Origin of the sequence: Microvirga arvi (assembly GCF_016892765.1) — a bacterium.
Taxonomy (GTDB): Bacteria; Pseudomonadota; Alphaproteobacteria; order Rhizobiales; family Beijerinckiaceae; genus Microvirga; species Microvirga arvi.
This window is the reverse complement of the sequence record NZ_JAFEMD010000005.1, coordinates 129,157-153,833: the sequence shown is the minus strand read 5'-3', so window position 1 is coordinate 153,833 and position 24,677 is coordinate 129,157. Positions and strand designations below refer to the sequence as shown.

General features: G+C 63.1%; 23 protein-coding genes. 16 read left to right on the top strand and 7 right to left on the bottom strand.

The window, feature by feature from the left end:
• Window positions 1–5: 5 nt before the first annotated feature.
• From ILT44_RS05025 to ILT44_RS05015, 3 genes are all read right to left on the bottom strand, one after another.
• Window positions 6–1,646 (bottom strand): acyl-CoA synthetase, encoded by a 1,641-nt coding sequence (locus ILT44_RS05025; RefSeq protein WP_204238475.1) that lies wholly within the window; start codon window positions 1,644–1,646, stop codon window positions 6–8.
• Between the two features lie 77 nt (window positions 1,647–1,723).
• Entirely contained in the window at window positions 1,724–2,389 is a 666-nt protein-coding gene (gene eda, locus ILT44_RS05020) for a bifunctional 4-hydroxy-2-oxoglutarate aldolase/2-dehydro-3-deoxy-phosphogluconate aldolase (RefSeq protein WP_204238474.1), read from the bottom strand.
• Window positions 2,390–2,428: 39 nt separating this feature from the next.
• Window positions 2,429–3,331, bottom strand: coding sequence for a sugar kinase (locus tag ILT44_RS05015; protein ID WP_204238473.1), 903 nt, complete (start codon window positions 3,329–3,331; stop codon window positions 2,429–2,431).
• Between the two features lie 431 nt (window positions 3,332–3,762).
• On the opposite strand from ILT44_RS05015, the gene ILT44_RS30700 reads away from it, so the two are divergent.
• Both ILT44_RS30700 and ILT44_RS05005 read left to right on the top strand, forming a co-directional pair.
• On the top strand, window positions 3,763–4,233 hold the full coding sequence (locus ILT44_RS30700; protein ID WP_204238472.1) for an HU family DNA-binding protein: 471 nt from the start codon (window positions 3,763–3,765) through the stop codon (window positions 4,231–4,233).
• A gap of 299 nt (window positions 4,234–4,532) precedes the next feature.
• Window positions 4,533–5,240: an extensin-like domain-containing protein gene (locus tag ILT44_RS05005; RefSeq protein WP_204238471.1), complete on the top strand. Its 708-nt coding sequence runs from the start codon at window positions 4,533–4,535 to the stop codon at window positions 5,238–5,240.
• A 29-nt stretch (window positions 5,241–5,269) separates the two neighbouring features.
• On the opposite strand, the gene ILT44_RS05000 is transcribed toward ILT44_RS05005, so the two are convergent.
• Window positions 5,270–5,509 (bottom strand): hypothetical protein, encoded by a 240-nt coding sequence (locus ILT44_RS05000; RefSeq protein WP_161723532.1) that lies wholly within the window; start codon window positions 5,507–5,509, stop codon window positions 5,270–5,272.
• Between the two features lie 297 nt (window positions 5,510–5,806).
• Here ILT44_RS05000 and ILT44_RS04995 point away from each other — a divergent pair, with 297 nt between their 5' ends.
• A complete protein-coding gene (locus ILT44_RS04995; protein WP_204238470.1) occupies window positions 5,807–6,625 on the top strand; it encodes a DUF1194 domain-containing protein in 819 nt (272 codons plus the stop codon).
• Between the two features lie 66 nt (window positions 6,626–6,691).
• Here ILT44_RS04995 and ILT44_RS04990 read toward each other — a convergent pair whose 3' ends face one another.
• The 3 genes from ILT44_RS04990 to ILT44_RS04980 all read right to left on the bottom strand — a co-directional run bounded on the left by ILT44_RS04990 (window position 6,692) and on the right by ILT44_RS04980 (window position 10,364).
• The gene (locus ILT44_RS04990) at window positions 6,692–7,906 is read right to left on the bottom strand and encodes an extracellular catalytic domain type 1 short-chain-length polyhydroxyalkanoate depolymerase (RefSeq protein ID WP_372441132.1); all 1,215 of its coding nucleotides are present in this window, start codon (window positions 7,904–7,906) and stop codon (window positions 6,692–6,694) included.
• A gap of 237 nt (window positions 7,907–8,143) precedes the next feature.
• Window positions 8,144–9,991, bottom strand: coding sequence for a DEAD/DEAH box helicase (locus tag ILT44_RS04985; RefSeq protein ID WP_204238468.1), 1,848 nt, complete (start codon window positions 9,989–9,991; stop codon window positions 8,144–8,146).
• A 55-nt stretch (window positions 9,992–10,046) separates the two neighbouring features.
• Entirely contained in the window at window positions 10,047–10,364 is a 318-nt protein-coding gene (locus ILT44_RS04980) for a hypothetical protein (protein WP_204238467.1), read from the bottom strand.
• A 162-nt stretch (window positions 10,365–10,526) separates the two neighbouring features.
• On the opposite strand from ILT44_RS04980, the gene ILT44_RS04975 reads away from it, so the two are divergent.
• The 13 genes from ILT44_RS04975 to ILT44_RS04915 all read left to right on the top strand — a co-directional run bounded on the left by ILT44_RS04975 (window position 10,527) and on the right by ILT44_RS04915 (window position 24,635).
• On the top strand, window positions 10,527–11,402 hold the full coding sequence (locus ILT44_RS04975) for a hypothetical protein (protein ID WP_204238466.1): 876 nt from the start codon (window positions 10,527–10,529) through the stop codon (window positions 11,400–11,402).
• A 77-nt stretch (window positions 11,403–11,479) separates the two neighbouring features.
• On the top strand, window positions 11,480–12,727 hold the full coding sequence (locus ILT44_RS04970) for an extracellular solute-binding protein (protein WP_204238465.1): 1,248 nt from the start codon (window positions 11,480–11,482) through the stop codon (window positions 12,725–12,727).
• A 167-nt stretch (window positions 12,728–12,894) separates the two neighbouring features.
• Window positions 12,895–13,797: a carbohydrate ABC transporter permease gene (locus ILT44_RS04965; protein WP_204238464.1), complete on the top strand. Its 903-nt coding sequence runs from the start codon at window positions 12,895–12,897 to the stop codon at window positions 13,795–13,797.
• Window positions 13,794–14,648 (top strand): carbohydrate ABC transporter permease, encoded by an 855-nt coding sequence (locus ILT44_RS04960; RefSeq protein WP_204238463.1) that lies wholly within the window; start codon window positions 13,794–13,796, stop codon window positions 14,646–14,648. Before ILT44_RS04965 ends, ILT44_RS04960 begins: the two co-directional genes overlap by 4 nt.
• Before the next feature lies 1 nt (window position 14,649).
• Window positions 14,650–15,321 carry an N-acetylmannosamine-6-phosphate 2-epimerase gene (locus ILT44_RS04955; RefSeq protein WP_204238462.1) on the top strand — a complete coding sequence of 224 codons (672 nt, stop codon included), beginning with the start codon at window positions 14,650–14,652 and terminating at the stop codon, window positions 15,319–15,321.
• A gap of 102 nt (window positions 15,322–15,423) precedes the next feature.
• Window positions 15,424–16,368, top strand: a complete 945-nt coding sequence (msrP, locus tag ILT44_RS04950) for a protein-methionine-sulfoxide reductase catalytic subunit MsrP (RefSeq protein ID WP_204238461.1) — start codon at window positions 15,424–15,426, stop codon at window positions 16,366–16,368.
• Window positions 16,368–17,012 (top strand): protein-methionine-sulfoxide reductase heme-binding subunit MsrQ, encoded by a 645-nt coding sequence (gene msrQ / locus ILT44_RS04945; RefSeq protein ID WP_204238460.1) that lies wholly within the window; start codon window positions 16,368–16,370, stop codon window positions 17,010–17,012. Before msrP ends, msrQ begins: the two co-directional genes overlap by 1 nt.
• A 64-nt stretch (window positions 17,013–17,076) precedes the next feature.
• Entirely contained in the window at window positions 17,077–17,892 is an 816-nt protein-coding gene (gene modA / locus ILT44_RS04940; RefSeq protein ID WP_204238459.1) for a molybdate ABC transporter substrate-binding protein, read from the top strand.
• Entirely contained in the window at window positions 17,892–18,584 is a 693-nt protein-coding gene (gene modB / locus ILT44_RS04935; protein ID WP_204238458.1) for a molybdate ABC transporter permease subunit, read from the top strand. Before modA ends, modB begins: the two co-directional genes overlap by 1 nt.
• Window positions 18,581–19,690, top strand: coding sequence for a molybdenum ABC transporter ATP-binding protein (modC, locus tag ILT44_RS04930; RefSeq protein ID WP_204238457.1), 1,110 nt, complete (start codon window positions 18,581–18,583; stop codon window positions 19,688–19,690). The genes modB and modC overlap by 4 nt, the downstream gene beginning before the upstream one ends.
• A gap of 81 nt (window positions 19,691–19,771) precedes the next feature.
• On the top strand, window positions 19,772–21,037 hold the full coding sequence (locus ILT44_RS04925; RefSeq protein WP_204238456.1) for an aminopeptidase: 1,266 nt from the start codon (window positions 19,772–19,774) through the stop codon (window positions 21,035–21,037).
• A 169-nt stretch (window positions 21,038–21,206) separates the two neighbouring features.
• Window positions 21,207–23,081 (top strand): ABC transporter ATP-binding protein, encoded by a 1,875-nt coding sequence (locus ILT44_RS04920; RefSeq protein ID WP_204238455.1) that lies wholly within the window; start codon window positions 21,207–21,209, stop codon window positions 23,079–23,081.
• Between the two features lie 27 nt (window positions 23,082–23,108).
• Window positions 23,109–24,635: an ABC transporter substrate-binding protein gene (locus tag ILT44_RS04915; RefSeq protein ID WP_204238454.1), complete on the top strand. Its 1,527-nt coding sequence runs from the start codon at window positions 23,109–23,111 to the stop codon at window positions 24,633–24,635.
• The last annotated feature ends 42 nt before the right edge of the window (window positions 24,636–24,677 follow it).

Below are 24,677 nucleotides of genomic sequence, written 5' to 3'. Positions count from 1 at the left end.
CGTCTTCAGCTTGCGGCCTTGTAGGCCCGCGCCATCTCCCTGAGCTGGAACTTCTGGATCTTGCCCGTGGAGGTCTTGGGCAGTTCCGTGAAGATCAATGTCCGAGGGCATTTGTAGGACGCGAGGTTCTGCCTGCACCAGGCGATGAGGTCATCGGCCGATACGGATTGGTCGGGCTTAAGCTCGACGAAGGCGCAGGGCGTCTCGCCCCATTTCTCGTCCGGCATGGCCACGACGGCGGCGGCCTGAACGGCCGGGTGCTTGTAGAGCGCATCCTCCACTTCGATGGAGGAGATGTTCTCGCCGCCCGAGATGATGATGTCCTTGGAGCGGTCCTTCAGCTGTACATAGCCGTCGGGATATTTCACGCCGAGGTCGCCGGAATGGAACCAGCCGCCCTCGAAGGCCTTGGCGGTGCCGGTGGGGTTTTTGAGATAGCCTTTCATCACCACGTTGCCGCGGAACATGACCTCGCCGAGGGTCTGGCCGTCCGCGGGTACGGGCTGCATGGTCTCCGGATCGAGCACGTCGAGCGCTTCCAGCACCGGATAGCGCACACCCTGCCGAGCCTTCCTCGCCGCATACTCGCCCGCGTTGAGTTGATCCCAGTCCTGATGCCACTCGTTGACGACGGCGGGGCCGTAGACCTCAGTCAGGCCGTAGAGATGGGTCACATCGAAGCCTGCGGCCTTCATCGCTGCGAGCACGGCCTCCGGCGGTGGCGCCGCTGCCGTCATGAACTTTACCGTATGGGGCAGCGGGCGCTGCTCGGCGGCAGGGGCATTGAGCAGCGTCGACATGACGATGGGCGCGCCGCACAGATGCGTCACCCCGTGGTCGGCCAGCGCATCGTACATGGGCTTGGCGCGCACGGCGCGCAGGCACACATGGGTGCCGGCCACGATGGAGAGCGACCAGGGGAAGCACCAGCCGTTGCAATGAAACATCGGCAGGGTCCACAGATAGACCGGGTGCTGGCCCATGCCACCGGTGATGATGTTGCCCATGGCGAGCAGATAGGCGCCGCGATGGTGATAGACGACACCCTTCGGATCGCCGGTGGTGCCGGAGGTGTAATTGAGGGTGATGGCGTCCCACTCGTCCCGGGGCGGGTTCCATGCGAAATCCGGGTCGCCCTGATTAAGGAACTCCTCATATTCCAGGGTGCCGAGGCGCTCGCCCGGACCTGTGAACTCGGGATCGTCGTAGTCGATGATGAACGGCTTGACCGAGCTCAGTTCAAGGGCCGCCTTGACGGTGGCGGAGAATTCCCGGTCCGTGATCAGAACCTTGGCCTCGCTGTGCTCCAGCGAGAAGGCGATGACCTTCGCATCGAGGCGCGTATTGAGGGTGTTGAGCACGGCGCCGGTCATGGGCACGCCATAGTGGCATTCGAGCATGGCCGGCGTGTTCGGCAGCATCACTGAAACCGTGTCGCCGCGCCCGATGCCGCGCTGAGCCAGGGCCGAGGCCAGGCGTCGAGAGCGGGCGTAGAAGTCGCGATAGCTGCGCTTCAGAGGGCCATGGATGATGGCGATCCGATCCGGATGCACGCTGCCCGCTCGCTCCAGGAAGGTGAGAGGCGTCAGCGGCTGATAGTTCGCCGGGTTCTTGTCGAGATGGGTGTCATAGATGCCAGAGGCCACGTCGGTTCCTCCCCTTGGGCTACAAGTATCGCCACGGGGGAGGAGCCTGACAACCCTACCAAATGTGAGGTGGATGCTCAGGCCGTCACTGAGGTCACTGCCTTTTGGGCCTTCGCCGTGATCTCATCCCACGCCTGTGCGCGGATGTCGGATGTCTGGCAAACCCAGGAGCCGCCGACCGCCACGACGTTGGGAAGCGCAAGCCAGTCCTTGGCGTTCTTCTCGTCGATGCCGCCTGTCGGACAGAAGCGCGCCTGCGGAAAGGGGCCGGCGAGAGCCTTCAGGGCCGGAATGCCTCCTGCCGCAACGGCGGGGAAGAATTTGACGGTCTGGAAGCCGCGGGCCAGCGCCGCCATCAGCTCGGAAGCCGTGGCGATGCCCGGGATGAACGGCATCTCGCTTCGGGACGCCGCATCGAGCAACTCCGGCGTGGCGCCGGGGCTCAAGGCATATCGCGCACCGAGCGCCTGAGCGCGCTCCAGATCTTTCGGCGTCAGAACGGTGCCGATGCCGACGATGGCCTCCGGCACCTCGCGGATGATCGCCGCTGCAGCATCAGCCGCCGCCGGCGTGCGCAGGGTGATCTCCAGCAGGCGCAGTCCGCCCGCCACAAGCGCGCGTGCGAGGGGAGCCGCATCTTCGACCCGCTCGAGGGTGATGACCGGAACGACAGGGCCCACGGCGAGAAGGCTGGCAAGCTTCCTGTCCCGGGAAGCTGCGAGAGCTGACAGATCTTGGGTCATCCGAGGAACTCCTTGAGCAATGCATCCATGGAGGGCAGCTTATGGGTTGGGCATGGCGTCACGCCGGATGATCGCGCCGCGGTGGCGCACCACCTGACCTGCAAGGCGATGCCCCGATTGCGCTGCGGCCTCGGGGCTCTTCCCCGACAGGCGCGCATTCAGATAGGCGGCCGCGAAGCTGTCGCCGGCAGCGGTGGTGTCGACCACATCCTCCGCAGGTTTGCTTGGCACGAGGATCTCCTTGCCCTTCGACAGCACGCGGCAGGTCAGGTCGGGATGCTTGAGAACGATCTCGGCCCGGTCGGAGAACGCAAGCAACGCGTCGACACCGGTGCCTCCGAACAGGAGGTCAAGGTCTTCTGTGGATGCGAGAATGATGTCGGCGCATTCGAAGGCCTGCCGGAAGGCCGTTCGAGCGACTGTCTGGTCGGGCCATCCCCGTGGGCGGAAGTTCGTATCGAAGGCCACGCGCTTGCCGGCAGAGCGCGCGTCGCGCAGCACGGAAAAAAGGCGAGCGCGTCCTTCGTCCCCGTAGAGGGACAAGGAGATACCGGAGAGATAGATCAGATCATAAGTGGCGAGAGACTCGATGATGGGCTGAGCTTCAGGAGCTTTGAACAGCAGGCGAGCGGCTGCGGTCTCGCGCCAATAGGAAAACCGGCGCTCGCCTTTGGGATCGGTCTGAATGATGTACAGGCCGGGCAGCCGGCCAGGCAGGCGCAGGACACGATCCGTGCCGACACCCTCCGCGTCCCAGGCGGCGATCAGCTCATCGCTCCAGCTGTCGTCGCCAAGGGCTGTGATGTAATCAACCCGGGTGCCGAGCCGGGCAAGATAGACGGCCGTGTTGAGGGTATCGCCGCCAAAGCTTCGGGACAGCCTGCCGTCGGCCTCCTCCCGAAGCTCGATCATGCATTCTCCAATGCAGGCGACCCGTGTCATGCTTTCACCGTGGCGTTACCGATCCTGCAAGGGAATATGGCGAGCTGGTCCTGTTTGTCGATCTGAATATGGCATGCATACGCCTATTCAGCCGGGAAAAATCACAACAGATTGCCCTTCAATACCTTGGCTCTCGCTGCCTGAAGGCATGATCCATTCCGCATCGATCGCCAGTTCCCTTCGCAAGCTGGTCTGATACTGATTCGCTTGATCAGTGCTTGGCTTCGGGCTTGGCCCACCGTCCAAGGACCCGTAGGCAATACAGAAGACGGCGCGTCAACGAGGCAGCATTGAGGCCCAGGTTGACGAGAAACGGGCAAGTATCCCTGACTATTGTGCGTATAACTGACTTTACCACTTTAAATCTTTGACGAACACGCTAAGGAGGAAATGCTGTCTATGCATTCATGGTTTAAAAGAAGGAGTTCCTGATGGCCAAGACTGCAACCAAGGTTTCCTCCAAGAAGGCCCCGGCCAAGAAGGCTGCGGCGCCCAAGGCTGCAGCAAAGGCAACGTCGAAGGCTGCAAAGGCACCTGCTAAGACTGCCAAGAAGGCTGCTGCCAGCAAGACTTCGGCGAAGGCTTCTGTGAAGAAGACCGCGAAGGCTTCCGCCGCGTCGGCATCGCCGATCCTGACGCTGCGCAACATTGCCGACCGCCTCTCCGAGATGCACGAGGTTCCCAAGCGCCAGGCCAACGAGATGCTGAACCAGGTGGTCGAGATGATCGCCAAGAGCCTGAAGAAGGGCGACAAGATTCGCCTCAGCGGTCTCGGCATCCTGCAGGTACGCAAGCGCGCCGCCCGCATGGGACGCAATCCTCAGACCGGCGAGCCGGTGAAGATCAAAGCTTCAAAGAAGATCGCCTTCCGCGCCGCCAAGGAGCTCAAGGAATCGATCTGAGCGACCGGAGGGGCTGAAGGAGCAGGCTCCTTCAGCGGCCGACAAAGGTGTTCATGAAAAGCAAGGCAGGGAACTGCCTTGCTTTTTTTTGACCGCTTCAACCCGCAGGGGAGATATCGCGATTTGTCCGTTGGGGTGCTCCGTTCCTCGTGATGCCGGAGCCCTCTTGGATGACCGGCGAGGAAATCTCCAAGACGGGTTTCCGCACAAGCAGGCGTCCAGATGGTCCAGGAGCAGGAGAGCCCTAGATCAACAGGGTGCACGACGATCAGCCTCAGCAGCAACACCGCTCCAGAATCGTGCCCGTCCTTCTTGGCCGGTTGGCGATTGTCCTTCTGCTCGGGCTGATGGTCGTTGCCGGATTGCTCTGGAGCGGAGCCGTCACAATTCCCGGCCGGTTCAATCCCTTTGCGCATTTGCGCATCGCCGATGACGTCAACTGGCTGACCCGCTTCAAGCTCTCGCGACTTGAGCGGGATGGGCGGCAATGTCGGGCTGTGCTGGCGGAAACCCCTGTGTCGCACAGACCTGTGCCTGACCGGCTATCCGAGGAGGGATGCGGTCTGTCGGACGCGGTGGAAGTATCCCGCTCTTCCATTGGATTGAGCCGGAGCTTCACGGCGACATGCCCGCTGGCCGTGGCCTGGGCCCTGTTCGAGAAGCATGCCTTGTTACCAGCCGCGCGACAGCATTTCAGACAGGATGTCGTCCGGGTCATCCACCTCGGCACTTACGCCTGTCGGAATATCAATCATCGCGCGGGCGGACGGCGCAGCGAGCATGCCACCGCCAATGCCATCGACATCGCAGGCTTCGTTCTCGCAGACGGACAACAGATTACGGTGAAGAACGAATGGACCGGGGACGTTGCACACCGGTCGGCGTTCCTGCGCGCTTTACGGGATGAGGCTTGTCGCTTCTTCGATGTCGTGCTCAGCCCTGACTACAACGAGGCTCACCACGATCACTTTCACTTCGATATGGGATCCTACCGGGCTTGCCGGTAGGACATCCGATCTGATCCGGGTTGGATGGATCAGTTCATCGCGTAGCTCGGCGCCTCGCCCATCTGGGCGGCCTTGGCGGCCAGCAGAAGGGCTTCACCGAGTTCACGGGCATGTTCGGGCGTCATGGCAACGGGCATCTGACGCCGGATTCCGCGCTCATACTCCTCGGGCGTCGTTGCGAGCTCGATCACCATCATTGCGTCGCGGCCGTCGAGCGTACCGACGGAGAAGCTGGTGAGCGCGCCGATCAGGTCCATGTCAGGTTTCATTTCTACCCCCTTGCGTAACGTCATTGGACATTACTCAACTCCGCTGGCCCTGTCTGCTCTGCGTACAGAGAGTGGATTTTGTTACGTTCATTTCGGGTCCGCGAGAGGCCATTTCCAAGCAACTGTCTCTTCTCTTTGACCTGGGACCTTCCCAGCCGACCAAGTCGGCCATAGGCGCAGTAAGCTTCACCGGTACGTTTTGTGACCATCCTTGAGCATCAAATGCCCAGCTGGCGCGTTGACTGGCGGCAGTCCTGGCCAAGGTCGATCGATCCAGATCCGAGCGCGGAGGTGGTCATGGCGAACAGGCTCCTGATGACTCTCGTGTTTTTTCTTCTAGCCGGCAATGTTCTGGCGACCGGCCTCCCTGATCCCGATCGCCAGCTCGATGTCGCGCTCGTCATTGCCGTCGATGTGTCCTCCTCCATGGAAGGCGAGGAGCAGGGCCTTCAGCGCGAGGGATTCATCGAAGCCTTCCGATCATCCCTGGTGCACGAGGCCATCGAGAGCGGCCTGCATGGTCGTATCGCGGTGACCTATGTCGAGTGGTCAGGCGTCAAGGATCAGCGGGTTCTCGTTCCCTGGACAGTCATGGACGGCGCGGAACAGGCGATTTCATTCGCCAATCAGCTCTCATATCAGCCCATTCGCCAAGCGGGAATGACGTCGATCTCCGGCATCATCGACTACAGCCGCAACCTGTTTGATCAATTGGGCGGCACTCCGGTGCGTCGTGTCATCGACATCTCCGGCGATGGTCCCAACAATGACGGCCGCCATGTCATCTACGCCCGGGATGAGGCTGTCGCGGATGGTGTCATCATCAACGGGCTGCCCATCATGTTCAGGCGGGCTTCAGGCAGCACGGAGCTTGAGGATCTGGATCTGTACTTCAAGGAATGCGTCATCGGCGGCATGGGCGCCTTCGTCCTGCCCCTGCATGATCCGGAGCAATTCGCCATGGTCATCCGAACGAAGATCATGCGGGAGATTGCGGGGATCGACGGCGCAGCGCCCCGGATCATTCCGGCGCAGGCAGGCATGCCGAGCATGAATTGCGTGACGGGCGAGAGGCGCAAGCGGGAAGATCTGCTGAGCCAGGAGAAAAAACCATAGTCGGAATGCAAAGAGCCAGACATCGACTGATGCCTGGCTCTTCACGTGTTCGTCGATGCAATCGGCCTACTTCATGAGGCCTGCCGCCCTGAGGGCTTTCGTGATCACCGAGCCCACATCCAGATGCGAAGGGCTTGGGTCGGGAGCATCCTGTCGCGGCTTGTGGATGGCGTTTCGGGCCGCCCACTCATATGCTGCCGCAGGCTGGTTGTCAGTGACGATCGTGGGCGGGTTGTGCCGAACGGATTCGGGTGTGGTGCGGATCCGCGGGATGTCAGCCTCATGCTCGGTCAACCCCCAGAATTGCGCAATTCGATAACTGGATGAGATGCCCACATCGAGAAGGAACGGACCTGCGGTACCGTAGCTATGCTCGTCATCGCCTGTCGCCAGCGGCGTGCCATGGGCCATGCCGGTGATGACAAATTCCTCGATGACGTCTTCGCCCTCGGCATCGGTCCAAACACGGCGCGGATAGCCGTCGACGGTCTCACTAAAGGTAGGCTCAGACTTGATGCCATGGACATTCGCCCATTGCTTGATGATCTCCCCTGCGTTCATCGGCTTCACGGTGGCGTCGGCGCTGCCATGCCAAACCGAGACTTTGGGCCATGGCCCCTGATGGGATGAAGCGTTGCGGACGAGGTCGCCCCATTCCTGCGCCGATCGGGTCTGTCCCTGAAACATGCATTCGAAGGCTTCAGGGACGCTGGTGGCGCAATGGTACGGAAGCCCCGCCACGATGGCGCCGCTGGCAAAGACCTCCGGATAGGCTGCGAGCATCGCTGAAGTCATCGCTCCGCCGGCGGATAGCCCGGTCACGAAGACGCGGCTGCGATCTCCGTTATGCTGCGTGATCGCATGCTCGACCATCTGTCGGATCGAGTGTGCCTCGCCGCGGTTCCGCTCGGTATCGCCGACCTGGAACCAATTGAAGCAACGGTTGGGATTATTGGCCTCATGCTGCTCCGCATAGAGCAACATGAAGCCATAGCGGTCGGCCAAGGCCGACCAGCCCGAGCCATGGTCGTAACCGGCAGCACTCTGGGTGCAGCCATGAAGGACAACCACGAGAGCCGGGGAAGCGGGAGCAGATTCCGGCACATAGGTCAGCATGCGCAGATTGCCGGGGTTGGAGCCAAACCCGGTGACTTCCGTCAGCCGGTTCGGTATGGCCGGGCTTTCGAATGAGGCCGTCGCTGCCTTCGACGCCTTCATGACGGTTTCCCACTGGCGCTTGGATCGAGCCAGCTGCTGAATCATTTGTCCTAGACGTTGCATAATCGATTGGCCCTTCCGGGTAAGGCTGACTCAAAGAGAACACCTCATATGGGGCCTTTGTTGCATCGCACAATATGTATATTGCGGTGCAATATAAATTAGCTGACCTGGCTAGTCATCCCCTTGCTGCAGAAGAGCGGGACACCATTCGCACCTTCGAATGCCACCCACGGGCAAGTCATAGGGCAAGCGGTTTCCAAGCCGGGGCATAAGCCTGCCCCGGCCTTGTGTCTTTCATCAAGGGCGCTTGTCCGAAAAGCGCTTTTTATCTTTTGGCCGCTTATAATCCTTTGGCCCATCGCCGTCCTTCGGGCTCTTTCGCGCAGGACGGGCACCCCGCTCCTTGGGACCGCCGCTCTTCGGCCCGCTGCCCTTGGGTCCATCCTTGGATCCAGCCCATGGCTTGGCATCGCGTGGCTTGCCGGGTCCGGCCTCGGCCGGCTCGATGCGAATATCCTCATCGTTGGTCTTGCGCACGGCCGAGGCGAATTTGGAGGCCTGGGACTTCACGATCTCGAACTTCGTCTCGCGGTCGAAGATCTTGATCGAACCGATCTCCTTCTTCGTCACATGGCCGAGGCGGCAGATGATCGGCAGCAGCCAACGGGGATCCGCGTTGTTGCGGCGCCCGACGCTCATGCGGAACCACACCATGTCCTCCGACGAGCGCTCGAACCCGCCCTCGGACGAATCCCGGCCCCGTTCCCTCGGACCGCGGCTGCGCTCCTCGGTCCGTTCGCGCTTGTCCTTGCGCTGACGCGGCTCGCGATCCGAGCCGGCATCCACGATCTCTTCCGGTGCGGGCAGGCGCGAACGATTGAAACGCACCAGGGCATTGGCGATCTCCTCGGCCGAACGCTCCGCGAGGAGCGCCCGCGCCATGACGAGATCCTCTTCCGTGACTTCCTCTGCGAAGATCGGATCCTGCATCAGGCGCTCCCGGTCCCGCAGGCGGATTTCATCAGCAGAAGGCGGGCCTGCCCAGGAGACGTCGACGCCGGCCATGTCCACCAGCCTCTCGGCCTTGCGCCGGCGGGTGTAGGGCACGAGCATGACGCACACGCCCTTGCGTCCGGCGCGGCCCGTCCGGCCGCTGCGGTGCAGGAGCGTCTCGTGGTCGTTCGGCAGATCGAAGTGGATGACGAGGCCCAGATCCGGCAGGTCGATGCCGCGGGCCGCGACGTCGGTGGCAACACAGACCCGCGCACGGCCATCACGCAGAGCCTGCAGGGCATGGCTGCGCTCGCTCTGGCTCAGCTCGCCCGACAGGGCGACTGCCGAAAAGCCGCGCTCGACCAGGCTCGCATGAAGGTGCCGCACGGCCTCGCGGGTATGGCAGAAGACCATGGCGCCGCGGCTTTCATAGAAGCGCAGCACGTTCACGACCGAATGCTCGACTTCATTGGGCGCGCATCGGAGCGCCCGGTATTCGATATCGCCATGGGGCTGGTTCTGAACCAGGGTGTCGATGCGGTGCGCATCCCGCTGATACCGCCGCGCCAGTGCGACGATGTTCTTCGGCAAGGTGGCGGAGAACAGGAGCGTGCGACGCTCCTCCGGCGTTGCCTCGAGAATGAATTCCAGATCCTCGCGGAAGCCGAGATCAAGCATCTCGTCGGCCTCGTCGAGCACCACGACGCGCATCTTCGAGGTATCGAGGCGGCCGCGCTCCAGATGGTCGCGCAGGCGGCCCGGGGTGCCCACCACGATGTGGCAGCCATCGGCCAGCGCCCGCTGCTCCCGGCGGACATCCATGCCGCCGACGCAGGAGACGACCCGGGCACCGGCAGGGCCATAGAGCCAGATGAGCTCCCGGTTGACCTGGAGAGCGAGCTCGCGGGTCGGCGCAATGATCAGGGCCAAGGGCTCCCGGGGGGCCTCGAAGCGCTCGGCATCGCCCAGCAGGGTCGAGGCCATGGCGAGGCCATAGGCGACCGTCTTGCCGGAGCCGGTCTGGGCCGAGACAAGGAGATCCCGGTCGAGGGCGTCCGGCTGCAGCACGGCGGCCTGGACGGGGGTCGGATCTTGATAGCCGCGATCAGCAAGGGCGCGCTCGAGGCTGGGATTGGACTTAGGAAAGGGCATGGGAATAGGGCTGAACCGTTTCAAGAGGAGCCCTCAAAGGCTCCGGTAAGGATGATCAGCCGGAGGCAGCGGCGTCGTCTATTTCGTCGATGGACACCAGGAACACGACGTCGATATCGAGGTCGTCGTCAGAGTCTTCGTCGTTTTCGTCGACCTCGTCCTCTTCATCCAGGGCCTCATAGAAGGCATCGATCTCGTCTTCCGATGCGGGCCGTGTCGTTAAGGCAGCTGAGCCGTCCCAGAGGGAGCGGCTCTCGCTCTTAAACGACTTCAGGTCATCTTTAAAGCTCTCGCTGAGAAAGAGTTCGCGGGCCTGCTCCTCGTCCGCATTCGTTACGGCAACGGCCTTGCCGGCTATCTCCAGGGTCACCATGGCTCGTCCCTCGCCACTCCAGATGAATCCGAAGGACTAACGCCCAAGCCGTGGTTTGGATCAAAATCGCCGTGGTGCATGCCCTCCGGGCGCTCGGAAGGATGTGAACAGCCTTGAAGACCAGTATGGACATGAAGCGACCAATATGAGACCAGTTGGTCTGTGAACGTGACTGTCTCCACCTCCCGCTTTCGGTCTCTCGACCGCCTCTCCCTGGCAGGCTCCCGTGTCAATGAGGACGGGGCTGGCCTTCAGGGCCGCTTCGCATGGATCGTCGATGGGGCGACCGGTCTCTCGGACGAGCAGCTGACCTCCGGGGGGAGCGATGCAGCCTGGCTTGCGCAGGTGATCGATGCCCGGCTGGCTGCTCTTTCCAGCCTGGAGAGCGCAAGTGCGGTTCTGCGCCGCCTGGAGACCGAGATCGGATCCGCGTTCGAGGCTGAGACCACGCATGTGCCGGCTGTCGGCGACCACCACGCTCCGTCCGCGTGCCTCGGCCTGGTCGAGGCAGCGCCGGGGGAGGGCGGGCAGCTCAAGCTCCAGGGGCGTTTCCTGGGCGACGTGATCGCCCTCGTGCCTTCGGAGCATGGGATCGTCCGGTGGAGCGACGAGCGGGCGAAGCCCTTCGAGCGGAAGACGCTGGCAGCTCTCGGAGCCCAAGGCCATGAGCCCGGGCGAATTCCCGAAGCCGTGAGGCTCCAGATTCTTGAAAACCGCAACAGGCTCAACCGGGCGGACGGCTATTGGGTCGTCAATCCGCAGCGGCCGTGGGCCGGCCAGGAGCTGCGGTTCGAGGCACTGGTGCGGCCGGGCGAGCCCATCGTGCTCGCGACCGACGGCTTCATGCGGCTGGTGGATGTATTCGAGGCCTATTCCGACAGCGAGCTCCATGCCCGGCTCGCTGCGGCAGGAGGGCGTGAGCTGATGCAGGAGCTGCGGGAGAGGGAGCGAAGCGACCTCATGGCAGGCGCTTATCCTCGTGTTAAAACTCACGACGATGCGACCTTTCTCGTCATGGCAGCCGAGCTATCGGACTGAACGAGTTCCGCAGGCGCTGTTCGAAAGGCAGAACCTGCGGTGGGAGGACAAGGACTTCAACAATGAGGGAAACGACAATGAAACTGACCCGACGCATTCTGATGGGCGCTGCCGCCGGCAGCTTCCTGCTCTCGACCGGTGCCGCCATGGCGCAGACGGAACTCACCTTCTGGAGCTGGCGCCAGGAGGACAAGGCCTTCTACCAGGATACGATCAAGAAATTCCAGGAGAAGAATCCCGGCATCACGGTCAAGTTCGAGACCTATGCACCCGAGAACTACGCGACGATCCTCTCCACAGCGCTCGCCGCCGGCCGCGGGCCGGACGTGATCCAGGTGCGCGCCTATGGCAACCTGGAGACGGTCGCCACCCCGGGCTACCTGCTCGCCCTCGATCAGCAGAACGTGCCGGAACTGGCGAACTTTCCAGAAGCAGCGCTCGCAGCCGAAACCCTGCGCTCCGACGGCAAGGTCTATGCCGTGCCCTTCGCCATGCAGGCCCAGCTCGTCGTCTACAATAAGAAGATCTTCAAGGACAATGGCGTGAACCCGCCGAAGACCTGGGACGAGATGATGGCGCTGGCCCAAGCGCTGAAGGCCAAGAACATCACGCCCTTCGCCAACGGCACGGCGACGGCCTGGCAGAACGAGACCATCGTTGGCGGCCTGCTCTCGTCCATGCTGGGCAAGGAGTTCGAAGCCGATATCGTCTCCGGCAAGGCGAATTTCACCGATCCGCGCTTCGTCAACGCTCTCGCCAAGCTGAAGGACATCAGCCAGTACTTCTCGCCGAACTTCACCGGCGTCGATTATCCCTCGTCGCAGCAGCTCTTCGTGGCCGGCCGCGCGGCTATGTTCGCGGGCGGCTCCTATGAGGTGGCGAACTTCAAGAACCAGAACCCGACCCTCGATCTCGGCGTTTTCCCGGCTCCTATCCTGAAGGCGGGCGACCAAGCGCTGATCGCCACCTATTATGACGGCGGCTATGCGGTGAATGCGAAGAGCGAGAAGAAGGACGCGGCACTGAAATTCGTGCGCTTCCTGGCGACGCCCGAATACGGCACGGCCTTCACCAACACCCTGAAGAACCTGTCGCCGATCAAGGGCATCAAGATCGAGGATGCCATCACGCAGGATGTGGCGAAGCTCGCCGAGAATTCCATGTCCTATCTGATGCTCGTGCGCTTCCGCTATCAGGAGCCGGGCGGCTCGGTGCTGCTGCAGTCGAACGTGCAGAAGATGCTCGCCGGCCAGCAGACTGCGGAGCAGGCCGCAGCCGATATCAACAAGGGCATCGCGACCTACTACAAGCCGTTCCAGAAGTAAGACTACCCCACGTGATCCCCGGGCTTGTCCCGGGGATCCACGTCTTGGTGGCGCAGCGTTTCTCAAGACGTGGATGGCCGGGTCAAGCCCGGCCATGGCGGTCGGGATGATTTTCAAGGGTCGTTCAAGGTCAATACATGCAAGCCTCGCCTCAACAGACCCGCCCCTTGAAGCACCATCTGTGGGTGGCGTTCCTCGTCGTTCCGCCCATCGTGTTTATGTCGCTGTTCGTGGTCTATCCAATCCTGTCGGCCTTCGCGTACGCTTTCTATGACTGGAAGGGGCTGGCGCGCGGCGAGTTCGTGGGCTTGAGGAACTTCAGGGAAGTGCTGTTCGGCGCCACCATGGCGCCCGTGGTGTGGAACGCTTTCCTGCACAATGTCTATGCGCTGATCGCGCTGATGATCATTCAGAACGGCGGCGGCTTCATTCTGGCGTGGCTGCTCTACAAAGAGCCCTTCGGCTTCCGCTTCCATCGGGTAGCGGTGTTCGTGCCGGTGGTCCTGTCGACGATCATCGTGGGCTTCCTCTGGAAGCTTTTCCTCAACCCGAATTTCGGCATCATCAATCAGGCGCTCTATGCGCTCGGTCTCGATTCCTTGGCCAAGCCCTGGCTCGGCGATTCCTCGACGGCCCTGGGCGCGCTCATCCTCGCCAATGCCTGGCACTTCGTCGGCTTTCCGGCCCTCGTCTATCTCGCCGGCATGCAGCGTATCCCGCCTGAGATCATCGAGGCCGCGCGGCTCGACGGCACCAACGAATGGCAGCTGTTGAAGAACATCGTGTGGCCGCTGGTGGCGCCGAGCACCACCATCCTCTTCACGCTGCTCTTCATCGGCGCCTTCAACTGGTTCGAGATCCCATACGTGATGGTGGGCCTCGACGGTTCGCCCTTCGGCACCACGGATGTGCTGGGCCTCGTCTTCTACCGCACGGCCTTCGGCAACCAGAGCGCCAGCATTCAGAATTTCGGCATGGGCTCGGCTCTCGCTACGATCCTGTTCCTGTTCATCGTCGTCTTCGCGTCCATGCTGACCCTGTGGCTGCGCCGTCGGGAGATCCAGTTTTGACCGCCATCGCGTCCGATACCCGCGCTTCGCGCCAGCCGATCTCCTTTGCATTCCTCGCCCAGGCCATCCTGATCGCAAACTCCTTCATCATGCTCTATCCGGTCGTGGTGATGGTGCTTTCCGCCTTCAAGACCACGGGCGAGATCTTCGAGCATCCCTTCGCGCTGCCCGATTTCACGCAAGTCGGGAATTTCGCCAAGGTGCTCGGCGAGACGGCGATGCCGACATACTTTGCCAACTCGATCCTGGTGACCGGCACCTCGGTCCTGCTGATCCTGGTGCTCGGCACCATGGCTGGCTATGCGGTGGCACGCTACGAGTCGCGCACGAACACCTTCATCCTGCTGTTCTTCCTGGCGGGCCTGATGCTCCCCCTGAAGCTCGCGGTCATTCCGCTCTTCATCCTGCTGCGGGATCTCGGTCTTCTCGACAGCCGCTGGAGCCTCATCGTCACCTACACCGCCATCGGCCTGCCGTCCGCCGTCTTCATAATGGCGGGCTTCCTGCGCACGCTGCCGTCGGAACTCGAGGATGCAGCCCGCATCGACGGCGCGTCCGAGCCCCGGATCATGTGGTCGGTGATGCTGCCGCTGGCCCGTCCCCCCATGGCCATCGCGGCGATCCAGAACGCAGTGCCGATCTGGAACGACTTCTTCTTCCCGCTCGTCTTCATTCAGACCGATGCGCGCAAGACCCTGCCGCAGGGACTCACCACCTTCATGGGCGAGTACACCACCGATTGGGGCATGCTGTTTGCCGGTCTCACCATCGCGGCGGCGCCCATCACGCTCCTCTACATCGCCCTGTCGCGCCAGTTCATCCAGGGCATGACGGCGGGCGCGGTGAAGTAGCATGCTGATCCCGAAGGGCGCCCTCGTCGTCTCCTGCCAGGCCCGCGCCGACAACCCGTTGCATGGACCGGTCTACATGTCCGCCATGGCAAGGGCGGCGGAGGCCGGCGGCGCCAAGGGGATCCGTGCCAATGGCGCGGAGGATATAGCCGCCATCCGCGCGGTTACTGCGCTGCCGATCATCGGCATTGCGAAAGTCTGGGACGACCGCTTCCCGGTCTACATCACGCCCGGCTTCGCGCAGGCCGCGCAGATCTCGAACGCCGGCGCCGGCATCATCGGGCTCGATGCCACACCTCGCCCCCGTGATGGCGAGCGTGTGGACCGCCTGATCGGCCGCATCCGCAGCGAACTCGGCCAAGAGGTCTTTGCCGATATCGCCACGCTGGAGGAGGGGCGGGCGGCCCATGCTGCGGGCGCGACCTATATCGCGACGACGCTGTCCGGATATACGGAGGAGACGACCTCCCGCAAGACGGAGGGGCCCGATCTGGAACTGCTGTCGGCCCTCGTCGCTGCAGTGCCAACTCCCATCGTCGCCGAGGGACGCTTCGAGACGCCGGATCTCGTTGCGGAAGCTTTCCGTCGCGGGGTCCATGCCGTCGTCGTGGGCACCGCCATCACCAATCCGCGCGAGATCACGAAGAAGTTTGTTCAGGCGATAGGGCGCTGATCCACGATAGGCCCGCCAAGGAAAGTCTGTAACGGAAACGTGAGAGCACCTCTGGCGTTCTCAGGTGTACCCATTCAAAATGGGTTCAAATGAGGTGATGCCGTGCTGATCCGCCGCCCTTCCGATATCCTACCCTCCGAGATCACGCCCCGGGAGGTCTATTTCAACCGCCGCCAATGGATGGCGGGTGCGGCTGGGCTTGCCCTAGCGGCAGCGCTCCCGAGAGGCCTGGAGGCGGCGCCGCTGTCGGCGGCCAAGAGCCCCTTCTCGACCGACGAGAAGCTGACGAGCCGCGAGGACGTCACGAGCTACAACAACTACTACGAGTTCGGCACCGGCAAGGACGATCCGGCCGCCAAGGCCAAGTCGCTGAAGACGTCGCCCTGGACGGTCAAGGTCGACGGCATGGTGGGCAAGCCCGCCGAGTTCGCCATCGAGGATCTGATCAAGTCGTCGGCGTTGGAGGAGCGCATCTATCGCATGCGCTGCGTCGAGGGGTGGTCCATGGTCATCCCCTGGGTCGGCTTCCCGCTGGCGGATCTCATCAAGCGCGTGGAGCCCTTGGGCAGCGCAAAGTACGTGGCCTTCGAGACGGCCTTCCGCCCCGAGGAGATGCCGGGGATGGACACCATATTCCCGGTGCTCGAGTGGCCCTATGTGGAGGGCCTGCGCCTGGACGAGGCCATGAACCCCCTCGCCATCCTGGCGGTCGGGCTCTACGGCGAGACCCTGCCGAACCAGAACGGAGCGCCGATCCGCCTCGTGGTGCCGTGGAAATACGGTTTCAAGGGCATCAAGTCGATCACCCGCATCAGCTTCGTCGAGAAGCAGCCGGCAACCGCCTGGAACAAGCAGGCGCCCAACGAATACGGCTTCTATGCCAACGTGAACCCGAGTGTGGACCATCCGCGCTGGAGCCAGGCGACCGAGCGGCGCATCGGCGAGGGCGGGTTGTTCGTGAAGCGCCGCCCGACGCTGATGTTCAACGGCTATGCCGAGCAGGTGGCCAGCCTCTATACGGGCATGGACCTGAAGAAGTTCTACTGATGGTGGGACGAGTCTCCGTCGAGGGTGCCAAGAAGGGCTTTGCCCTGCCTCAGGTGCCGAAGATCCTGGTTTATATCGTGGGCTTCATCCCGGCGGTGTGGCTGTTCTATGCCGGCATCACCGACCAGCTCGGCGCCGATCCCATGCGTTATCTGGAGCAGGCGCTCGGGCTCTGGGCCTTGCGCTTCCTCATCGCGACGCTGACGGTCACGCCGCTGCGGCAGCTCTTCAACGTAAACCTTCTGCGCTACCGCCGGGCCATCGGTCTGCTTTCCTTCTATTACGCCGCCCTGCACCTCACCACCTATCTCGTGCTCGACCAGGGACTCGACATGGCGGCCATCGTGGCCGACATCGTCAAGCGGCCCTACATCACCATCGGCATGGCGACCTTCGTCATCCTGGTGCCTCTGGCTGTCACCTCCAACAATGCCGCCATCCGGCGCATGGGCGGGCAGGCCTGGGCCAGGCTGCACAAGCTCGTCTATCTGGCAGCCATCGGTGCGGTGCTTCATTTCATCCTCGTCGTGAAGTCCTGGCCGACGGAGCCCCTCGTCTATGCGGCCATCGTGGCCGTGCTCCTCGGCTACCGGGTGGTCCGTTCCCAGATGAAGAAGCCTTCCCCCCGGCGGCGCCCTGCTTGAAGACCGGGCTCACTCGGCTAGGATGCACCAGGGAGAGGCTGTGGCCCTCCCGTGGAGAAAGACCATGCGTCCAGCGCGCTTCGCATTTGGCGGTTTCACAAGGAGGCTTGTGCTGGTGCTGGGCCTTGCTTGCGTCGCGCCGTTCGGCGGGGCATCGGCCCAGACGAAGGATATCGTGGTCTTCGCCGCCGCCAGCCTGAAGAACGCCCTCGATGAGGTCAGCGCCGCCTGGACGAAGGAAACCGGAAAACGAGCCGTTGTCTCTTATGTGGCGAGCAACGCGCTCGCCAAACAGATCGAGGCAGGAGCACCGGCCGATCTTTTCCTCTCCGCCGATCTCGACTGGATGGATTATGCAGCCGCAAAAGGACTGATCAAACCTGAGAGCCGCGTCAACCTCCTCGGCAATTCTCTCGTTCTCATCGCACCGAAAGGCTCTGCGGTGCAGGTCGAGCTTAAGCCAGGCCTTGATCTTGCGTCGATCCTCGGAAGCAATCGTCTGGCGATGGGGCATGTGGATGCCGTGCCGGCTGGCAAGTACGGAAAGGCTGCTCTCGAACATCTCGGCGCATGGGCAGGCGTGAAGGACAGGGTCGCGCAGACCGAGAACGTTCGCGCTGCGCTCCTCCTCGTCTCGCGCGGCGAGGCACCCCTCGGGATCGTCTACAAGACCGATGCCGCATCGGACCCGAAGGTGGCTATCGCCGCGACATTCCCGGAGGATAGCCATCCGCCGATCATTTACCCTGTCGCGCTCACGAAGGACTCGACCAATCCTGAGGCTGCTGCGTTCCTGGCGTTTCTGCGCTCGGACAAAGCCAAACCCCTTTTCGAGACGCAGGGCTTCACTCTCTTGAACAAAGCGGGATCAGGCTCCTGATGGAGGGGCTTTCTCCAGAAGAGTGGACGGCCGTTCGCCTCAGCCTGAAGGTCGCTTTCGCTGCGATGACGGCAAGCCTCATTCCCGGTGTCGCCGTCGCTTTCCTGCTGGAGCGCGGGCGCTTCTGGGGGCGGCAGGCGCTCGACGTTCTCGTGCATTTACCGTTGGTCCTGCCGCCGGTGGTCGTGGGCTGGTTCCTGCTCGTCGGCTTCGGACGTCGCGGTCCCATCGGAGCTTTTATGGAGGAGTATTTCGGCATCGTGTTCTCCTTCCGCTGGACCGGTGCGGCGCTCGCCTGTGCTATCATGGGCTTTCCGTTGCTGGTGCGCGCCATCCGCCTGTCCATCGCATCCGTCGACCGCAAGCTCGAGGATGCTGCGGGCACGCTTGGCGCCCGTCCCCTCTGGGTCTTCAGCGTGGTCACGCTGCCGCTGATCCTGCCCGGCATCATTGCAGGCATGGTGCTGTCCTTCGCCAAGGCGATGGGGGAGTTCGGTGCGACGATCACCTTCGTCTCCAGCATTCCCGGCGAGACGCAGACCATTCCGTCCGCGATTTACGCCTATACGCAGGTTCCGGGGGGCGATGCGGGTGCGATGCGGCTGACGCTCGTCTCCGTTGCCATCTCCATCGGCGCGCTCTGGCTGTCCGAGTGGCTGGCGCGGCGGGTGCGGAGAAGGGTCCACGCGTGACGATCCTCGACGTCGATGTCCGACACGAGCAAGGGTCCTTCGCCTTGCAGGCGCGCTTTCAATCGGATGGACGGCTCACGGCGCTCTTCGGCCCGTCCGGTTCCGGCAAGACCACCATCGTCAATGCCATTGGCGGCCTCCTGCGGCCCGATCATGGTCGGATCACCGTGAAAGGGCGAACGCTCGTCGATACGAAGAAGGGCGTCTTCGTGCCGAAGCACAGGCGACGGATCGGCACCGTGTTTCAGGAGGGGCGGCTCTTCCCTCATTTGAATGTCCGGCACAACCTGCTCTTCGGGCGCTGGTTCACGCCCGAAGGCGGGCGGAAGGCGAGCTTCGATCACGTTGTGGATCTTCTCGGCATCGCACATCTGCTCGACCGCCGCCCTTCGACCTTGTCCGGCGGCGAGAAGCAGCGCGTTGCCATCGGCCGTGCGCTGCTGGCCGATCCCCAGCTTCTGCTGATGGACGAGCCGCTGGCCTCGCTTGACGAGGCGCGCAAGGCCGAGATCTTTCCTTATCTCGAGCGCCTGCGCGACGAGGGCGGTGTTCCCATCGTTCTCGTCAGCCATTCCGTGTCCGAGATCGCGCGACTGGCGACGTTCGTGGTCGTGCTCTCCGAGGGGCAGGTGATGGCCTCCGGTCCGGCCGCCGAGGTCCTGCGGCACACGAATGTCTTCGCGCAGGCTGGTCTCACCGAAGCCGGCGCTCTGATCGAGGCTCGCGTGTGCGGGCATGATGACGCCTACGGCTTGACCGTTCTGGAGGCGAGAGCCGGAGCATTGACCGTCCCGCGGCTCCGGCATCCTGTCGGTACGAGACTGCGCGTGCGCCTTCGCGCCCGCGACATCATGCTATCGCTGAAGGCCCCCGAGGGCCTCAGCGCCCTGAACGTGCTGCCGGGATTCATTTCCTCGGTCGACGAGGCCGAGGGGACGAGCGTGGATGTGCAACTCGATTGCGGCGGCGACAGCGTCGTGGCCCGCGTGACCCGGAAATCCGTGGACGAGCTTGGCCTGAAGCCTGGCCTTCCGGTCCATGCCATCATCAAGAGCATCGCCTTCGACCCAGAAGTCCTTGGCATCACGCAACCGGAGAATATGTGAGACTTCAGCCATGGAGGTTGCACGGGCCGCAGGGCCGTGTAGCTTCTCCAGCCATCATTTTCATGACGAGAGACCACCATCATGAACGAACAAGTCCGGAACATGCCCGATGCCGCCTCCCATGCTCAGCTTCTCGACCGTTTGGCCGAGGTCGCCGTTCGGGTCGGCTTGGGGCTGAAGCCCGGCCAGGAACTGGTCATGACCGCGCCGCTCGATGCCGTCGCCCTCGTGCGGCGCGTCACGGAGCATGCCTACAGGGCCGGTGCGTCCCTCGTCACCACGATCTTCTCCGACGAGGAGAGCACCCTCGCGCGCTTCCGCCATGGCCGGGACGAAGGCTTCGACACGGCTCCGGCCTGGCTCTACGAGGGTATGGCGGCGGCCTACAAGAACGGTGCCGCCCGGCTTGCCATCGTGGGCGAGGACCCGTCGCTGCTTGCCAAGGAGGACCCGGACAAGGTCTCGCGCGCCAACCGGGCCCGCTCCAAGGCCTACATGCCGGCCCTCAACATGATTGCCGGGTTCGACATCAACTGGACCATCGTCTCCGCAGCGACGCCGGCCTGGGCCAAGACCGTGTTCCCGAACGATACGGACGAGGTTGCTCTCGCCAGACTGTGGCAGGCGATCTTCTCCGCCTCCCGCGTCGACGTCCCGGATCCCATTGCCGCGTGGGAGAGGCACAATGCGGCCCTGCAGACTCGCACCCGGATGCTGAACGAGAAGAATTACGCCGCGCTGCATTTCCGAGGTCCGGGCACCGATCTGCGCGTCGGCCTGGCTGACGGCCATGAATGGAACGGTGGATCGACGACGGCCAAGAACGGCCTCGTCTGCAACGCCAACATCCCAACCGAAGAGGTCTTCACCACGCCTCACAAGGACCGCGTCGACGGCACAGTGACGAGCACCAAGCCGCTCTCCTACAACGGCACCCTGATCCAGGACATCCAGGTGCGGTTCGAGAGCGGGCGCATCGTGGAGAGCAGGGCGCGCACGGGCGAGGCCGTGCTGAACAAGGTCCTCGATACCGACGAGGGCGCACGACGCCTCGGCGAGGTGGCACTGGTGCCGTATTCCTCGCCGATCTCGCAGAGCGGGCTGCTCTTCTTCAACACCCTGTTCGACGAGAACGCCTCGAGCCACATCGCGCTGGGCCAGGCCTACAGCAAGTGCATCCGGGGCAGCGGCGCCATGAGCGAGGAGGAGCTTGCCTCCCGTGGCTCCAACAAGAGCCTGATCCATATCGACTGGATGATCGGCTCCGATCAGGTGGATGTGGATGGTATCACACAGGATGGCAGGGCCGAGCCGCTCATGCGCGGTGGAGAATGGGTTACTTCATAACAAAGGACTCGCGCTTTGCGCTGGGCTGGATCTATGATCCAGGTGATTGCCTGATCTGACGCAAACGGTGCTTGACGTATCGGCACCACGGCTGTGATGGATGATAGGTATCAAATTGGTTTCAGCCTGATTGCTCATCGGGCCGGTGCTGTCTCAAGAGCGTGGATGGATGTCGGATAAAGCCAATCGTCAATCTGAAGCTCTCCTGTCGGTCCGCTCCCTGTCGGTGGCGTTCGGCACAGGGGACGAGGCCTTCAAGGCGGTCAAGGACGTCAGCTTCGACGTGCAGCCGGGGAAAACCCTGGCGGTCGTCGGAGAATCCGGGTCGGGGAAATCCGTCACCTCCCTCGCGATCATGCGCCTGACGGACTACACGGGCGGGCGCATCACCGGTGGACAGGTGTTGTTTCGCCCCGACGGCGGCGAGGCCATCGACCTCGTCAAGGCATCCGACGCCAGGCTCCGGGAGATCCGCGGCAACGATATCGCCATGATTTTCCAAGAGCCGATGACGTCCCTCAATCCGGTCTTTACCGTCGGCAACCAGATCGCCGAAACGCTGATCCTGCACCAGGGCCTGAACGGGCGCGAGGCCAGGCTGCGCGCGAGGGACCTGCTGCAGAAGGTGCGCCTGCCGGATGCGGACAGGCTCCTCGACCGCTATCCGCACCAGCTCTCAGGCGGCATGCGCCAGCGCGTGATGATCGCCATGGCGCTCGCCTGCAATCCCAAGCTGCTCATCGCCGACGAGCCCACGACAGCACTCGATGTGACGATCCAGGCGCAGATCCTCAACATCATCCGCGACCTGCAAGCCGAGATGGGCACCGCCGTCATCTTCATCACCCATGACATGGGCGTGGTGGCCGAAATGGCCGACGATGTGGTGGTGATGTGGAAGGGCGAAAAGGTGGAGCAGGCGCCGGTGCGCGATGTATTCGCCGCTCCGCAGCATCCCTATACCCGCGCGCTACTCTCCGCCGTGCCGCGCTTAGGTGCCTTCACCGGCCAGCCGCTGCCGAAGCGCACGCCCGTGATGGTGATGGATGGCGGCGTGGCCAAGCCCGTCGGCGGCACCCACGAGCAGGACACTGCCGATTACACCAAGCCCATTCTCCAGGTGGAGAAGCTCACCACTCGCTTCGATGTGGGCAAGACCTTCTTCGGCCGCGTGACGCACCGGGTCCATGCGGTGGAGGAGGTGAGCTTCGACATCTATCCCGGCGAGACGCTGGCGCTCGTGGGCGAATCCGGCAGCGGCAAGTCCACCATCGGACGCACGCTGCAGCAGCTCGTCGAGCCGACCGGCGGCACGGTCCGCTTCGACGGGCGCGACATGGAGGCCATGAGCCAGGCCGAGCGGCGGCGCCTGCGGCAGGAGATCCAGTACATCTTCCAGGATCCCTTCGCCTCCCTCGATCCGCGCCACACGGTGGGCTACAGCATCGCCGAGCCGATCATCGTTCACGGGCTGATCAAGGATTCCAAAGAGCGTACGAGGCGCGTGCATGAGCTGCTGGAACAGGTCGGCCTGCAGCCGCAGCACGCCAAGCGCTATCCGCACGAGTTCTCAGGCGGTCAGCGTCAGCGCATCTGTATCGCGCGGGCGCTCGCCAGCAATCCCAAGCTCGTGATTGCGGACGAATCCGTGTCTGCGCTCGACGTGTCGATCCAGGCGCAGATCATCAACCTGCTCATGGAGCTGCAGGAGAAGCGGCGGCTGTCATACCTCTTCATCACGCACGACATGGCCGTGGTGGAGAAGATCAGCCATCGCGTCGCGGTGATGTATCTCGGGCAGATCGTCGAGCTCGGGTCACGGCGGGCGATCTTCGAGAATCCGCAGCATTCCTACACCCGCAAGCTGCTGGCGGCGGTGCCGATTGCCGATCCGCAGCGCGAGCGGGCGAAGGTGCGGATCGAGGGCGAGATCCCGAGCCCCGTACGCCCGGTCGGGCAGGAGCCCGCCATCCATCGCATGCGCGAGGTCGCGCCGGGGCACTGGGTGGCCATCGAGGCGGACTCGCTTCGTGGGGCAGCATAACAACACTTTTCCAAAGGGAGACAACGCATGAAGTTCTCGACAACACTCAAGGCCCTTGGCCTGACGGCAGCAGTGGCCCTGGCGCCCCTGATGGCGTCCAAGGCTCAAGCTGCCGGGACACTGACCTTCGCGGTGGCGATCGACCCCGGCAGTTGGGACCCAATCGATACCTTCCTCGTCAACTGGTCGTCCGCCGCCAACAACATCTTCGACGGTCTGACCGCCCGCGGCGCGGATATGAAGCTGAAGCCCGGTCTCGCGACCTCCTGGGAGCTGTTGGACAACAACAGTCGCATCCGCTTCAAGCTGCGCCAGAACGTGAAGTTCCACAACGGCGAGCCCTTCAATGCGGCGGCCGTGAAGTTCACCTTCGATCGTCTGCTCGGCGACGAGGGCAAGAAGGGCCCGCAGCAGTCGAACTATACCTCCATTGATCGTGTCGAGGTGGTTGACGACAACACGGTCGACTTCATCATGAAGCAGCCCGATCCCGTGCTGCTCACCAAGCTTGCTGGCTATGGCGCGATGATCGTGCCGCCGAAATACATCCAGGAGAAGGGCGACGCCCACTTCAACATGAACCCGGTCGGCACTGGCCCGTTCAAGTTCGTGGAATACAGCCCGAAGGTCAGCCTGACCCTCGAAGCCTTCCCTGAACACTGGGGCGGCGCCCCGAAGCTCGACAAGGTCGTGGCCCGCTTCATCTCCGAGGCGAACACCCAGGTGGCCGAATTGCAGGCCGGCCGCATCGACATCGCGACGCTCATCCCCTTCGGTCTTGCTCCGACAGTGGAGAAGAGCCCTAACCTGAGCCTGTTGAGCATCACCGGCCCCACGGTGGTTTCGCTGCGCCTGAACACCAAGGACGGCATCACGAAGGATGTGAATGTCCGTAAGGCGCTGATCATGGGCATCGACCGGGATGCCATCATCAAGGCGGTCCTGCTCGGCCATGGCAAGCCGATTGCGAGCTTCCAGTCCGAGCTGTCCTTCGGCAACGACCCGGCCATGAAGCCGCTGCCCTTCGATCTTGCCAAGGCGAAGCAGATGCTGCAGCAGGCAAATGTGCCCGCCGGCGCGCCGGTGCGGATCGACTTCCGCGGCAATGACGCGACCTTCCGCGAGGTGGCGCAGGCGGCCGCGGGCTTCCTCCAGGCGCTCGGCCTCAAGCCGGCGCTCCAGCCGCACGAGCCCCCGGTTCTGCTTAACGACATCATCCCGAACGGCAAGACCGGCGAGGCCTGGCATCAGGCCTGGGGCGGCTGGACCTTCGACTACGACAACACCGCCTACCTGATGTATCACTCGGGCGAGAAGTGGAATCCTTACGACAACGATCCGACGCTGAACGCCCTGCTGGAGAAGCAGCGTACGATCTATGACGTGAAGGAACGTGAAAAAGTTCTGCAGGAGGTCGCCCGCTACGTGGCCGACAAGGCGCTTGAGATCCCGCTCTATAACCAGAACACGATCTTCGGCGTGAACAAGCGGGTGAAGAACTTCGATGCGCCCGCCGACAGCCGCTTCCGCTTCACCGAGACGACTGTGGAATAGCCGGATACCCGGCGCTTCGCCGAGCCTCATCATCACGCAGAA

What these genes read in the sequence shown, in the direction of transcription:
- eda (WP_204238474.1), bottom strand. Translation starts at nt 2,389, where the DNA reads ATGACCCAAGATCTGTCAGCTCTCGCAGCTTCCCGGGACAGGAAGCTT.
- ILT44_RS05015 (WP_204238473.1), bottom strand. Translation starts at nt 3,331, where the DNA reads ATGACACGGGTCGCCTGCATTGGAGAATGCATGATCGAGCTTCGGGAG.
- ILT44_RS30700 (WP_204238472.1), top strand. Translation starts at nt 3,763, where the DNA reads ATGGCCAAGACTGCAACCAAGGTTTCCTCCAAGAAGGCCCCGGCCAAG.
- ILT44_RS05000 (WP_161723532.1), bottom strand. Translation starts at nt 5,509, where the DNA reads ATGAAACCTGACATGGACCTGATCGGCGCGCTCACCAGCTTCTCCGTC.
- ILT44_RS04995 (WP_204238470.1), top strand. Translation starts at nt 5,807, where the DNA reads ATGGCGAACAGGCTCCTGATGACTCTCGTGTTTTTTCTTCTAGCCGGC.
- ILT44_RS04990 (WP_372441132.1), bottom strand. Translation starts at nt 7,906, where the DNA reads ATGCAACGTCTAGGACAAATGATTCAGCAGCTGGCTCGATCCAAGCGC.
- ILT44_RS04985 (WP_204238468.1), bottom strand. Translation starts at nt 9,991, where the DNA reads ATGCCCTTTCCTAAGTCCAATCCCAGCCTCGAGCGCGCCCTTGCTGAT.
- ILT44_RS04980 (WP_204238467.1), bottom strand. Translation starts at nt 10,364, where the DNA reads ATGGTGACCCTGGAGATAGCCGGCAAGGCCGTTGCCGTAACGAATGCG.
- ILT44_RS04970 (WP_204238465.1), top strand. Translation starts at nt 11,480, where the DNA reads ATGAAACTGACCCGACGCATTCTGATGGGCGCTGCCGCCGGCAGCTTC.
- ILT44_RS04955 (WP_204238462.1), top strand. Translation starts at nt 14,650, where the DNA reads ATGCTGATCCCGAAGGGCGCCCTCGTCGTCTCCTGCCAGGCCCGCGCC.
- msrQ (WP_204238460.1), top strand. Translation starts at nt 16,368, where the DNA reads ATGGTGGGACGAGTCTCCGTCGAGGGTGCCAAGAAGGGCTTTGCCCTG.
- modA (WP_204238459.1), top strand. Translation starts at nt 17,077, where the DNA reads ATGCGTCCAGCGCGCTTCGCATTTGGCGGTTTCACAAGGAGGCTTGTG.
- modB (WP_204238458.1), top strand. Translation starts at nt 17,892, where the DNA reads ATGGAGGGGCTTTCTCCAGAAGAGTGGACGGCCGTTCGCCTCAGCCTG.
- ILT44_RS04925 (WP_204238456.1), top strand. Translation starts at nt 19,772, where the DNA reads ATGAACGAACAAGTCCGGAACATGCCCGATGCCGCCTCCCATGCTCAG.
- ILT44_RS04920 (WP_204238455.1), top strand. Translation starts at nt 21,207, where the DNA reads ATGTCGGATAAAGCCAATCGTCAATCTGAAGCTCTCCTGTCGGTCCGC.
- ILT44_RS04915 (WP_204238454.1), top strand. Translation starts at nt 23,109, where the DNA reads ATGAAGTTCTCGACAACACTCAAGGCCCTTGGCCTGACGGCAGCAGTG.